Raw genomic sequence first — 14,655 nt, 5'->3', positions numbered from 1 at the left:
AAATTAACATGGCCATCGGTCTGCCGGTATATTACGGTCTGACCAGAGCCTGGTTTACGCGGCTTATGCTTCCGTTAAAGGGCATCTTACACTCTATGACGCTGTATTTCATCACTTGGGCACTTAGTACTATGCATTTTATCCCCATCTCGTTTTTCAACAGCAGATATTATAATGTTGGTTGGTTCGAAAATCGATCTCATGATACAACCGCTTTTTCGGCATTATTTTGGATGCTTTCCAGCATTTTCATCGTCTGGGTGCTAAAGCTTAAGTGGAAGTATGCATGGCTGAAGTACATACTTTCTGTAGCTATTGTATTTGGTGTTAACATGATTTTAAAAATAACCGGTTTGCTGCACAGTAACGTGTGGTGGGATTTCTTGTATTGCCTTGGAGTAACTTTTATTATGCTTATTTTAGTTGATGCAATTAGTAAACGATTATGGTACGGTCCTGAGGTTCTATAGTGAGGTTCTATACAACGGAAAAAACAGTCGGACAGGAACAGATCCTGTCCGACTGTTTTTATTTATGCGAAGAATGCTCTTCTTAACTTTACCCAAAATCACCTGCATGGTTTCTGTATTGACTTGGCGTGAAACCTGTCGCTTTCTTGAAGGCGCTGAAGAAGTGGCTTTTTGTTTGGAAACCTGTTTTTGACGCGATGATCGTAATCGTTTCGTCGGTCTCGGTAAGCCAATATTTCACTTGTTCAATACGCTGCATCAAAATAAAATCAGTCAGTGTCACCTGTGTTGACTCTTTGAAGAGGTGCCTTAAATAGCTGGAAGAGAAGCCAAGATGATCGGCAATTGTATCCACTGAAAGCATCGGATCCTGCAAATGGTCATGCACATAATCCAGAATTTCTTGAACAAGCTCGCCCTTACGCCCCCCAACCTGATATTGGCTGAGGCTTTCCATAATACGGACAATTTCCTCTTCAATCCACGAACGTGCATCGACTAAGGAGGAGAAGCGGTCGGAGCGGAATTCCTCTAAAACCGATTCTTTCATCGTCGTTACTTTGTTGAACGATTTATAGATTTGATAGACGATCATCTGTAATTGGAATAAGCATTCCGTATAGGAAACGCCCTTTAGTTGACCCAGCAGTCGATCCAAAAGCTCAGTTGAGCGCTTCTTATCACTTTGTTTAATGGCTTGAATGAGCTCGTTCAACACGCTTTGATCGGGATACACTTGTTCACTTTGAAAGCTATCTTCTAAATCCTTATCGCTGTAAACCTTGGTTTCGCCGTTAAAAAACTTGAGAAGTGTCAATTCGTACACATCATTATAGAGCTGGCGCAAATTATCCTGAGTTGGCACCTTGGCGCTTGAGGCGATTGAGGTGCGGAGCTGCAGCCATTTATCGATTTGCGTTCCGACGTTTTCGAGCAAGACGTAGACATCGGGAGGGGCGTCTGTATGGGAGGCTGCACCAATCAACAGAACGATGTGATCGCTTCCCATATCGACACTGTCAGAAATATAACCAGCTTCATGAAATATTTCCCGAGCAATATTCCCCATGGCATATTTAAGCAGCTTGCGTGAATTGTAGTTATACGTATCTACGAAATATTTATAAGTTTCGATACGTATGATCGCCAAGTGCAAATATTCGGAGGAAAGCAGGAGGGAAACTTCACTGTTGTCTTTTTGCTCATGGATCGTTCCCTGTAACAGCCATTGTCGCAATAACTCTTCTTTTGCAATATTGCGATAATCCTTTAGCGAGTGATTCATGTTTTGAAGCGAATCCATCAGATACGTAAATCCGTTTCGAATAATATCGGCAACTCCATTTGCTTCCTGCATCGTATTCGTACCTAACTTGCTTTGAAGCTCTTTGGAAATCTTGCGAAACGGACTCAAGGACCGACGTGAACTCCAAATAAAGAGCAGGAACATGGCGATCATGAGAATCATACACCAAAGCGTCATTTTTTGTTTAAATTGCCTAATATTTTGGGTCAAATAAGCTTCGTCTACGATGAAATGCATGACCCACTGCACATTAGGCAGCTCGGCTGACGAAATTTTCTTTTTTTCCTTCCCCCATGCATATTCAATTGTCTCGAAAGGAATTTTTGGCACAGCATAATAACGGTCGTTTAGTTCATTATCAGAAAAGCTTTCCCCTAGGATCAGTTGCTTTTGATTGTTAGTGATGTTGATTTGCAGACCGATGGTGTCTTCGTTTTGCAGTAAAAACTTTTGCAGTTCTGCTTTGTCCAGAAGGATGACCAAGTATCCAGCATTTATCGTTGTCGATTGTGTGCTCGGGATCATCATGGCCATGAAAGACTCAGCGCCGACATTATGGTTGAAGTAAGAGATGTATGAAGGATGTTCCTCCAAAATTTTGCGAATAATACCTTGATCTTGAAATTCGCTAAAATCTTGTAGACTTCTCGACGTGTCAATAACTTTGCGTGTTTTCGTATTGATTAAATAAATTGAATGGATGAAGGGCTGTAAAGAAGCAAAACGACTGGCGGCTTTGAAAGCATCTGCATCACCAAGAGGGTCGCGTTGGTCTGTAATAAGCCAATAATTAATGGCAGGGTCCTGATAGGTGCTCACTCCGAAAGAGCGGATATTGTCAAAAGTAAATAGGGTATTTTGATAGGAATGCCGCATTTTAGCCAAGGTAAACGTATTGACGTCAGCAGTAGCTTGTTTGGAGTATTCGTAGGACATGAAGAGTGTAAACGCAAACAAAATCATAAATAGAAGGCTGAACATAGGGAACAGCAGAGGTATTTTTTTTTGATTCAAAATTTTCATAAGTGAACCCCCTCTATTATCTATTTTCTATTATAGAAAAGGTGGTTGTCTCATGGAAGTACTTATTCTGCCAAAGAGTATTCATTACGGCTTTTTGGACGCATATAGCCGTTTGAAGGACCGAATCGTCAGTACTTTGACTTTACCAGCCCTAGTAAATCGATTTATGATGAGCGCATCAACTAAAGCAAATACATAGTCAGAAAGATTTGAGGTGAATATGAAACATGGGTTTCTTTCGAGAAATCAGAAAAAATGTCGATCTCTATTTGTTGGCTTTACCCGGTCTTTTATTTCTTATTATCTTCGCTTATATCCCAATGTCAGGTCATCTGCTTGCTTTTAAGAAGTATCAGCTGACGAATGGAATTTGGGGAAGCCCTTGGGTTGGATTTGATAATTTTAAATTCTTCTTTCAAGGTCATGATTGGATTCTGGTAACCTTCAACACACTCTTTTTAAATGGATTGTTCATCCTATTCAGTCTGGTTATCTCAGCTGGACTCGCAATCCTGCTCAATGAGATTCGGACCAAACTGTTCAAGAAGCTGGCACAATCCATTATTTTTCTGCCGTATTTTATCTCATGGCTGGTTGTCAGTTTAATGGTGTTTGCTATCTTGAATACGGATAACGGCTTGCTTAACAAGTTCTTGGAATCCATAGGACTTACGCAAATTCCATGGTTCCAAAAGTCTGAAGTTTGGCCGGCCATCTTAACGATCATCTATGTATGGAAATTCGCAGGTTACTATTCGGTCATTTTCCTGGCTTCCATTACCGGGATCTCATCCGATTATTATGAAGCGGCTGAAATCGATGGAGCTTCACGACTTCAGCAAATCGTCTATATCACAATCCCGCTGCTTCGGCCTGTTATTATCATGCTTGCACTGCTTGGAGTAGGGAGAATTTTTTACGGTGACTTCGGCATGATTTACGGTATTATCGGAGACAACGGTATACTCTTCCCGACGACGGATGTTATTGATACGTATACGTTCCGCGCGCTCCGCCAACTGGGTAACTTTAGCATGTCTGCCGCAGTCGTATTTTATCAATCTATCATGGGACTGATTTGTATTCTGCTATTTAACGGGTTGGTTCGAAAAATTGACAAAGATTCAAGTTTGTTTTAGGAGGTAGACCCGTTTGAAGCCTTTACTGAAAACCCGATCACTTAGCGAAAAAACGTTTGGACTCAGCATGAACGTAATTATCTTGCTATTTACTTTGTTTTGTCTGGTTCCATTCTGGTTGGTATTCATTGATTCCTTTGCCTCGGAGTCCAGCTTTCTGGCACATGGATATCAGTTGTGGCCAAGCACTCTTAGCTTTGACGCGTATCGATTCATTTTAGAAGGAGACCAAATCTTCCGCAGCTACCGAATCTCGATTTTGGTCACTGCCCTAGGAACCGCGCTTTCCGTTATGGTCACTGCGATGTTTGCTTATGTGCTTGCGAACCGTAAAGTCAAATACCGGAATATCCTTTCATTCCTTACGTACTTTACGATGGTCTTTGGAGCCGGTCTGGTCGGATTCTATATGCTGATCGCGAATTGGCTGCATTTGAAGGATTCGGTTTGGGCACTCATTCTACCCTATTTGTTAAATCCGTTTTATGCGTTTATTCTCGTTTCATTCTATCGGACATTACCGTATGAAATTAATGAATCTGCAACGATTGATGGAGCAAGAGAAATTCGGATTTTTTTTAAAATTATCTTACCCGTCACCGCGCCGGCGATTGCTACAATTACGCTGTTTTACGCTCTGCAGTATTGGAATGACTGGTGGTTGTCATTACTCTTCATCGATGATTACAAACTGCACCCGCTGCAAATGATGATCCGCCAACTGATCTCCAACTTAAATGTTTCTTCCTACGTATCAGGAAGCAGTACGTCCTACAATGTGTCGGCTCCTACCAATATCGTGCAATTGGCGACAGTCTGTTTGACGATTGGACCGATCGTACTTGTGTACCCTTTCGTACAAAAATATTTTGTCAGCGGCCTGACAGTTGGAGCTATTAAAGGTTAATGTTGTTCCCCCGGATTCGAATGCCGGATGAGCATATAGTTGTGGAAGGACCAAAAAAGGGAGGAAGTAAAAAAATGAAAAAATGGTACAGTATAGGAATTACAGCGGTTACGGTTATGTCGCTTTTGGCTGGCTGCGGTACTGGAGATAAATCGGCTCAGTCGCCGACAAGTTCGCCCCAATCGACAGGCGCCCAGCAAACTCCGGCTGCGAAGAAAAACGATCCGGTAACCCTTAAAATTATGATTCCAGGCGATCGTCCGAAAGACTTTGATGCAGTGATTGCGGAAGCGGAGAAGCGGATGGCGGATACGCTGAACGTGAAATTAAATGTCGTGTTCATTCCTTTCTCCGATATCGGACAGAAAACACAGGTGACGCTGGCATCAGGCGAGGATGTGGATCTGGTCTTCGACGCACCGTGGGTTCACCTGAATCAAATGATTGCCGCAAATTACTACGAGCCATTGGATGATCTGCTCAAGCAATACGGATCGGACATCTTGAAAACAAGATCCGATCAAATGTGGAACGCCAACAAAAACAACGGCAAAATTATGGCGATACCTCTTAGCAATTCTTATTATCAAGGCCGTGTATTTTACATCCGTAAAGATTTGAGAGAGAAGTATGGCGTCGCTCCGATCAAGACGTACGATGATATGATTGCTTTTGCAAAAGTGATTAAGGAGAAAGAACCGAATATTGCCCCTATTATCACGAACAAAGGAGCGATGGACTGGGGGAACTTCCGAAAAGTATTTGATTACGATACCCACATCAGTGATACGCAAATCGGAACCAACGGCGTTCTCTTCTTGAAAAACAATGACGGTAAGGTATACAACATGTTCGATCAAATGGATCCGACCGTCTGGAGCTGGATTACAGATGCAAGAAAGCTCTATCAGGATAAGCTGATGTATCAGGATGTGCTGTCCGTCAAAGATTACAAAGCGGAATTCAAAGCCGGTAAAGCAGCTATTTTAAATGCAAATGATTTCGGTGTGAACGCAGACGATGCTGCTGCCGTGAAGAAAAGCGTGAACGGAGATGTAGAAGCGATAACGTTATTCAAACAGGAAAAGGGCGCGAACATCTCCGACTTCCAGGCCTGGAACTTCCTTGCTTTGACGCATGTCAGCAAAAACAAAGAACGCGCCATCCAATTCTTGAACTGGACACAGCAAAAGGACAACTACGACCTGCTTGCTTACGGAATTAAAGGAAAAAATTGGGAACCTGTGGGCGAAGATCAGTATAAAAAGCTGAATAACGATTATGCCTGGTTTCCTTATGCGTGGATCTGGAACCCGACTCAGGACCGTTACGATCAAGGACTTGGAGCAGATACGATTGCGCTGAACAAGTTTACGGCGAATGGCGACAACTTCACGCCAAGCAAATTAGCCGGATTTACGTTTGATCCGGCACCTGTTTCTAATGAAGTCGCTCAGCTGAATACAATCCGCGACAAATATATGGATCCAATCTATATCGGGGTTGCCGATTCCCAAACTTATTGGGATAAGTATAAATCTGAAGCGGCTTCTGCCGTGAAGAAAATTCAAACTGAAATGCAAAAACAAATCGACGCATTCCTGGCTTCGAAGAAATAACACGAGAAGAACTGTCGTAATGGATTTCCTTACGACAGTTTTCCCTCTCGGGTATTCATTAATTATCAACTGAACAAGGAGGAATGGGGTTATGCGTTTGAAATGGAAGAACAGCCTGGCATTTGTACTAACATTCATACTTTCATTCAGCAATATGACAGCGGTTTCATTTGCGGACAGTGGCGGCACTGCCCAGACGGGGTCAAGTCCAATCGTCGATACAATTGCCTTCGGTGATGGAACTTCGGAACAAGCTCATGGATTTACCGGTACATATACATCGGAGATAACCGGCGCTAAAGGCGAATCGGCGAGGGTAGCCTTGGCATCGCTGGATAATCCATATTTAGGCGGTGATTTGACCTTTAACATGAAGGTAGATCCCGATATGCAGAACTATTTTACCTTAAAGACGTGGGGGTCCGATTTGGGCTACGGCGTCACCATGCTGTATGTGAACGGGGAAAGGCTGGCTATTCAGCATGAAGGTGACTGGCAGCCGCTGTACAAAACGATGAACAGTCCTGCCTTTGGTCTGCATCCGATTATTCCCGACCGGTTTAGCTACTCCACGATCAACCTTCCGCTAGAACTAACGAAAGAGAAAACGGAGCTCACGCTTACCATCAGAACGACGGCGGAGTTTTATACTTACGGCATGGGAAGTTTCAACTCTTTTTACAATCAAACGTTCGCAGGGAAAAAATCGAAAGCTTTCTATGCGGGTTATACAACCGTAACAAGCAGTCTTCCCGATAGCATGCTGGAGAAGGGTACCTTGGATACGGCCTCGATCGCGCCCCGAGCAGGGAGCGACTTGGATAGCCGTTCATCCGAAGCGGTCGCTTTTGCCAACAATTTTATTGCTTCCTCCCAAAGCTTTGTAAACGGTTATTTGAATGATAATACCAAGTTTTTTTCCAATGTTTCAGGCAACGATTTGCAGACGATGCAGATCCGAACATTTTCCAATTATTTGAAAGACGAATACAGAGCTTACTCTAGCTACGGCTTCACGCCGCAAACCTCCAATGAGGTCCGCGACAAGATGCTTGACCGCATTCGACTAGGCATCGACCAATATGTCACCTACTATTTGAATGATCCGGCTTCAATCAGAAAGCCTCATCAGGCGGAATGGGGCGGGTTTTTCAAATACGGCGGCGAAGCGCTCTGGACTGTATATAACCTTTTCTTGTCCGAGGATACCACTGGCGGGCAAGGACTGTTCGGCCCCGCGTATTTGGCTAACGACGTAACGGGCTACGTACCGAAATATAGGTTGACCGATGCGGACAGGGCGAACGGAATGACATCCAGCTTTCAAAAATGGCTTCAGGGCAATACGGAAGTGGATTGGACAACGGTGAAAATCAGCAACGTAAACGCAGGCGGAACGGCAAAGAATGGAGCTTTCACATTCACCAATGCAGATCCCGTCTTCTTTACGGCTCAATTCGCACAAACAGGCGTCAATTCGGATTTGAACGTACTTACCCATACGAAAAAGTCGACGCGTTTTGTTGGTTGGCAAGAGCTTTTCTTCATGAACCTGAGCTATGCCAGAACGCACAGTTCCTTGGGTAACTATTTAACGAATCAGAACGGATTTCAAAAGTACGGCATGTTCAAATCGAATCTAGGCTTAATTTCCTTGGGCTCGAAAGTGGCGGAGAACTATAATTCCTCGCTGCGATTCCTTTATGAAGGCGCCGGCATTACGCCATGGCTCGGCCATGATATCGTAGACGGCTTAGTGGAAACAAGCAACAACAATTCCGGTCCAGATCTTGTTGTGAATAATTTGGCTGCGTTCAACGATGCAACCCAATATGATAGCAACCGGAATTATATCGGCCGGAAGGCCATGCAATGGGGCGACCGTTATTTGAATATTACGGAAGCCGGTCTGTCCAGAGAACCTCAGTATGCCGCCCATTATGGCGAGCATACGGATCTTGTTCAAGAGGAATGGCGCGAAACCTACGATGACAAGCTGCTGAAAAAGGCTTTGGAAATCTCCAGTGCCCGCGCTAACATGAGATATCAAGGCCTGGACGATAATAAGAACCGGGCAATGAGAGTTGAAGGGGTCATCGAGTCCAGGGGGCCCGACTATCCGGGCGGACTTGCTTATCAAAGTGTCTTGGATGAAGAAAAGCAGCTCATTTACGTCGGATTTGAAAGGTATATGAATGCGCATGCCGACCGCTATGCAGGTAGCGAATGGAGCAAATACAAGCAATATGCCACCAATGCCGTAGGCTATGCGCAGCAGATGTTCTTGGATCATTTCTTCCTTAATGATCCATCTGCGAGCAGCACGAACGTCAGGGACCAGAGTCTTCTGCTGGATTACTTATATGCATCCGATCCCGCAAACTGGAAAGGCGTCTTGCTGCCGATGAGCAACGCCGAATGGCTGCTGCCCGGTGAGAGAGGCGACGGTAAACAGCAAGGGACGTATTCGCAAGACTATATTAACAGCATTCAGCAGCATGGTTTTGTTGACGTCGAAAATGGTCTGGTAGCCGCTCGGGACGGCAACAACGTTATGTTCGTCAGCTTTACCCGGCGTTCGAATCCCGGACTGAACGGTCTTGCAAGAATGCATGTCGTGACGCCGGACAACGATATCATGCTATCCTTGGCGCCGAACGTTCAATATGCGCCGTCGGGCTATTGGAACACCAAGCCGGACTGGGCTCAGTTTGACATCGCTTACGATGACAGCACCCCTCCGATCGACGGAGCTAGACTGGCAGTCGCCGGCGCTATTGAGCCGATTCCGCAGCAAGCCTTTGAAAAGGATCTGAAGTATAACATTAATCCGGACCGTACTGGAAGCGGTTATTCCGCCTTCGCACAATTTTATTCCGTGCAGTACGGGAGCTACATGATCGCTTTGAACCATACGGCGGATAAGTTTGGGGATGCGAAGGTTTACGATGTGATCCTGCCTTCGTCGTACATGTCTGGCACCGTTTACGATGTGATATCCCGGCAATCTTTGCCCGTAAAACCCGGAAACAAGGTTGCGGTTGGGCCGGGGACTGCGGTCGTTCTGCGATTGAATTCGCAGGTCGTGAACGATGTGCCGGACTCGTCAAGATTCGTTACGGCAACCGCTGCGAACGGCAAGGCGGCGCTCAGTTGGCTGCACGCTGCCGGAACAACGGGACATTACGATGTCCTTCGTTCGGACGATAGCGGCGCTACCTATGCCACAATCGCGGAGGTTAACAAGAACACGAACCATTATTTGGACACAGCTGTAGAGAACGGGAAAACGTACTATTACAAAGTACGCGGTGTGTCTAGCTCGGGCATAGCCGGATACGATTCCGTCTATACCAAGGTTCAGGTTGCATCCGGAGCCATTAATGGAACCTGGTCGGCTGCCAATATGGACGGCGTCGATACAGGAATCGGCGTTTCGGCCGGCGCGGACGGTTCGATTACGATGACAGGAGACGGCACGAACAAAACCATCAACATGGTCGATCAAATCGCCTACGACAAAAAAGATTCAAGCAAAAGCGTCCTGGAGGCTTTGCCGGACTACGCGCTCGCATATCGGACGAATTTTGTGCAAGGCTCGAACGGGGTAACCGGCGACTTTGCGTTCTCGGCTAAAGTTTCTTCCAACAATGCGCTTGGAAATACGGGCATTATAGTGAAGGAAGCATCGAATGGGGGGCTTGTTACCGATTCGCGTGGCTTGATCTTCACGGTCGATCATGATGGGAATTATTACATCACTTTCAGACAATATCCGAATGTGATACCGATATACGATTTCCTGGCCGATGGCTACAACGTTTACGACAGCTACATGCCGCCGACGATTCGCGGAGCCGCTTCGACCAAAAGTGCTGACGGCAGCTATTACCTGAAAGTCGAGCGCCATGGACAATATATATATCCTTCCATTTCGGCAGACGGTTCGACTTGGGAAAAGCTGAAAACAGCGTGGGTGCCGACGGCGGATTCGCTTTACGTTGGGGTCGCCTCGGCAAAAGCCGCGCAATTCAGTGATATTCAACTGACGGCTGCAGGCGCACTCGTTGGCCCGGGCAAGGTTTATCCAACATATACAGCTGCCAACGGCACTGTCAACCTTTCCTGGTTGTTCCCTCGAGGAGCCGTAAATTTCAACGTTTACCGAACGTTCGACGAGGCGGCCAGCAAGACGGACCCGGACGTTAACCCAGGGGCGGATTCAAAATGGGGGCTTGTCGGTCAACATATTACCGGCAATAAATATTCGGATAGCGGCCTTTCAACCGGCAAAACCATTTACTATAAAGTGGTTGCTTTCGATAGCAACGGGGTAAACGGCGAATATTCCGATCCTGTAAAGGTCAGCGGCGGCGTTGGCGTTCCGCCGGCAGACACGTCTGGCGCTATTCCGATTGCTACTCCATGGAAAGAAGCGGGCTGGAACGAGTTCCAATACGGCGCGACGACCGTTAACGGCAACAAAGTCACGTTATCGTCGCTTGGCAATGGTATTTTGATTGGTCCGACGGATGAATATAATAAATACCATTTCACTTATCAGGAAATCGATCCGAAGATGAACTACACCTTTATTGCCAAAGTTCCGACCAGCATCTACAACAGCTCGCTCAAAGTCGGATCACGAATCGGATTGATGCTCCGCAACACGCTGGATAACTACTCGAAGTACGCGATCAATGCGATTTCGAGCGGCGACACCTGGATACAAAGCGGCTTAAACAAGTCGGATACCGGTCTCTCTTTTGATCTGTCTACGACAGCGAAGATTGCTGCGGGAGACGTCTGGCTGAAAATCGTATTGAATGGCGGCAATTATTCCGCTTATTATTCATTAGCGCCTGCGGGCACGTATGAATTGTTAGGCGTGGCTAAAGTGCAGGAAACGGCCTATCCGATGAACTGGACGCAAATCGGATCGACCAAGGCCTTGGATCTTACTTACAAAGATGCAAGCGGCGCCACGCAAACGCGTAACAAAATTTATGCAGGGCTCGTGTTAGGCAATAGAACGGTCTACAACAGCATCAACTATTTGTATACGTCACCGATATTCGCGGTACCGGACATCGCCATTTCGCCGAGAAACGGGGGTACGCCCACGACCTTGACGGGCAAAACCGATCTTACGGTTTCAGTCGGCGATACTGTACGCTTCCATGTTTCCGCGACGGACGCCTTCGGCGGCAGCAATATTCAAGCGATTGGGGCGCAATTGCCGGCGGGAGCGGCATTTGATGCGGCAACGGGCAATATCGTATTCACGCCGACGGCGGACAATATCGGCAACAATTCACTTGTATTCACGACAAAGGATGCAACGAGCATGAATAGCTTTACGGGAAGCCTGGGCATCAACGTCAAGGTGTATAACGACGCTACGAATGTTCCGATTCTCGAGCCTATCGGCAACAAATCCGTCGTCGGTGGCAACGCGCTTTCCTTCGGGCTCCGAGCTAACTTGGAAAATGTAGCGAGCATATCGGCTGAAGCCGCATCGAATGGAACTTCTAATATCAGTTACAGCATCGACAGCGTCGTGAAGGATGGTACGGCATGGAGCGCGGCAGCTCTTGGCATGAGCCTAGCGAACGGCGTATTCAACTGGACGCCGTCAGCTGATAGCGGCGGGTCCTACACGGTTACTTTCAAAGCGCAAACCAACAACGCTGCGGATACGCAATCGATCATAATTAGCGTCTTAGGCAAGCCGATGATTACCGTTCCCGATCAACCGATTACCTTTACAACGAATGACCGGGCAACTTACCGATTCAATGTTGTCGATCCCGCCGGCCTTAATCTGCTTTATTCGATCGGCAATCTTCCGGACGGCGCATCATTTGACGCCAGCAGCGGCACATTGACATGGACGCCGGCCAAAAGTCAGATGAGTCGAACTCCGAACGATACGTATCGAATCGACCTGACTTCAAGCAATGGGTTGTTTGCCGTCACCAAATCGCTTTATATTTATGTGGCCTATCAGAACAAGTCGCCGTTCTTCCTGCCGATCGTGGATTTCAAACAAATCCAGTATACCGTGTCGGCAAGCAGCGCAAGCGGAACGATCGCATCGCAAGGAAATCTGGACAACGCAACCGGAACGATTACCTTAAACATGGATCTTTCCGGCGCTTCGCTGGTGCATGAACAGCATCCATTCTTCTACTACGTCCCTTTATATGACGGCGGCGAAATGATCTCGCGGATTCTAAGTGCGGACAATGCCCGATATGCAGGAGTGGCGGTTACGGAGGATGTTTATGATGACGCGCCACGGTTTTTGATGACTGGCCTCACGACGGACGCCGCTAATGCAGATTGGGGCACTTATAAAGTGGCAGTTCCGTTCCGCAGCGTGAAAGGCGCTGGCTCCAGCAAAGGGATCTTTGACGGATCAGGAGACGCGGCTTACTTTAAAGGAAAAACAACGCCTTATTGGGCGCGAATTGTGCGCACCGGCGATCAAATCAAAGGGTACGTTCAGAACGCTGACGGCTCGTGGGGCAACGGTAAAGGCGACGCGACTCCGCTTCGTACAATATCTTTCAATGGTGTCCCGAACGATTCGGCGGTTTACGCCGGTGTCGCCATGATGGGACTCAAGGTATCTGGGGTCAGCCCGGTTAAAAATAATTGGTCGGCGCAGTTTGACAACTTCTCGCTCCCGAATTATCCTTTGCCTGTAACGGAGGGCGCTCCGGTCTCCTTCCCGGTCAAAACCGTCGATTTGGACAAAGATCCGGTTGCGGTAACGATCTCGAATACGACGCTGCCTGCCGGAGCCAGATATGAGCTGAAGGACGGCAAGTTTACCTGGAGCAATCCACGGGCTGGAACGTATCAAGTTACATTTGCAGCCAGTGACAGTGAAGCTGAGGCCAAGCCAATGACCATTGTTTTTAAAGTAAAAGCCAGCAGCGAAGTGAACAAAAGCGAGTTGGAAAATGTAATCACAGCAGCAAAAGCCGTAACCAATGAGGATGGATCCTACACGGCAAGCTCCTTCACCGCCTTGCAGCAGGCAATCGACAAAGCTCAAGCGGCACTTGGCACGATTACCTCCTATGCTGTGCTTGATGCTGAGGTTACAGCTTTACAACAAGCCATCGATGCGTTAGAGCTTAACGTTACTCCGCCTGTTACCGTCGCGGACCTGCAAGGACAAAGCGTAAACGACGGTTGGTTTACCGCAGCACCGACGTTGACCTTGACGGCCAAAGGCAGCGGTTCGAATGTCGTAAAACAGGTGGAATACAGTCTGGATGGCGGGAACAATTGGATCGTCTACAAAGGTCCGGTTGAACTGGTTCAGGAAGGCAATTACCAGCTGCTTTACCGTTCCTCAGACTTGAAGGGAAATGTGGAAGTGGCGAAGCCTCTAGAGGTTAAGTTCGATAAGACAGCGCCGACAATCACCGTTTCCGGATTGGTGTACGGTACGTTCAGCGATACTGGGGATGTGACGCCAATCGTTACGCTGAGCGATGACTTGTCCGGGGTTGACAGCAGCAAAACTACGGTAACGCTGGATACGAATGGGGTGCAGCAAGGGATAACCATTCCCCTGTATACGTTGCCGCTCGGTTCGCATACGCTGATCGTAACGTCAAGCGATCTGGCAGGGAACGTGGGCAGCCAAATCGTATCGTTCCAAACGACGACAAGCGTCGATTTCTTAAAGGGATTAGTAGCACGCTTTACAAATACTCATTGGATTGATAATGCGGGTATCGGAAACAGCTTGCAAAGCAAATTGGATGCGAACAATCTGGTTGCCTTTGTGAACGAAGTGAAGGCGCAAAGCGGAAAGCATATTTCTGCGGAAGCCGTTAAATACTTGCTCCGGGATGCCCAATACTTGTTGTCCATTCAATAGTCTTAGAAGAACGTAGTCTGTATAATCCCTCTTGAGCGGATAGCGTAAAAATACGCTTAACTAACCGCGCAAGAGGGATTTTTTATAGTCTATGGCGGGTGTTCACATCGTCAAAAAATTCGACAATACGGAGGAAGATCTCGAGGAAACGATTTAAGCGTTAGATGACATGTGGAGTTGCCTTTGATTTATCGGGGAATGAACAAAAAGTAAAATTGGCGGCCATTAGAGGTAAGGTCCCATCATTTCCCGTCTCTACAAACGATACCTTTACTGTATAATCGTGGT

At 46.9% G+C, this 14,655-nt stretch carries 7 protein-coding genes; 6 read left to right on the top strand and 1 reads right to left on the bottom strand.

Features of this window, described 5'->3' with window-relative positions:
• Positions 1-95: 95 nt before the first annotated feature.
• Complete coding sequence (locus QFZ77_RS30540) at positions 96-470, top strand: hypothetical protein (protein ID WP_307445611.1); 375 nt, start codon at positions 96-98, stop codon at positions 468-470.
• An 88-nt stretch (positions 471-558) separates the two neighbouring features.
• Here the strand turns inward: QFZ77_RS30540 and QFZ77_RS30535 are convergent, their stop codons facing one another.
• Positions 559-2,799 carry a helix-turn-helix domain-containing protein gene (locus QFZ77_RS30535; protein WP_307445606.1) on the bottom strand — a complete coding sequence of 747 codons (2,241 nt, stop codon included), beginning with the start codon at positions 2,797-2,799 and terminating at the stop codon, positions 559-561.
• A gap of 52 nt (positions 2,800-2,851) precedes the next feature.
• Here QFZ77_RS30535 and QFZ77_RS30530 point away from each other — a divergent pair, with 52 nt between their 5' ends.
• From QFZ77_RS30530 to QFZ77_RS30510, 5 genes are all read left to right on the top strand, one after another.
• On the top strand, positions 2,852-2,998 hold the full coding sequence (locus QFZ77_RS30530) for a hypothetical protein (RefSeq protein ID WP_307445603.1): 147 nt from the start codon (positions 2,852-2,854) through the stop codon (positions 2,996-2,998).
• A gap of 28 nt (positions 2,999-3,026) precedes the next feature.
• Positions 3,027-3,938, top strand: coding sequence for an ABC transporter permease (locus QFZ77_RS30525; RefSeq protein ID WP_307445600.1), 912 nt, complete (start codon positions 3,027-3,029; stop codon positions 3,936-3,938).
• 13 nt (positions 3,939-3,951) lie between these two features.
• Positions 3,952-4,845 (top strand): carbohydrate ABC transporter permease, encoded by an 894-nt coding sequence (locus QFZ77_RS30520; RefSeq protein ID WP_307445598.1) that lies wholly within the window; start codon positions 3,952-3,954, stop codon positions 4,843-4,845.
• Positions 4,846-4,919: 74 nt separating this feature from the next.
• Positions 4,920-6,464, top strand: coding sequence for an extracellular solute-binding protein (locus QFZ77_RS30515; RefSeq protein ID WP_307445595.1), 1,545 nt, complete (start codon positions 4,920-4,922; stop codon positions 6,462-6,464).
• A gap of 91 nt (positions 6,465-6,555) precedes the next feature.
• Positions 6,556-14,367, top strand: coding sequence for an OmpL47-type beta-barrel domain-containing protein (locus QFZ77_RS30510; RefSeq protein ID WP_307445593.1), 7,812 nt, complete (start codon positions 6,556-6,558; stop codon positions 14,365-14,367).
• The last annotated feature ends 288 nt before the right edge of the window (positions 14,368-14,655 follow it).

The sequence above is a fragment of the Paenibacillus sp. V4I3 genome, from assembly GCF_030817215.1.
Taxonomy (GTDB): domain Bacteria; phylum Bacillota; class Bacilli; order Paenibacillales; family NBRC-103111; genus Paenibacillus_E.
The sequence above is the reverse complement of the archived record's forward strand: the minus strand, read 5'-3'. Positions and strand labels throughout refer to the sequence as shown.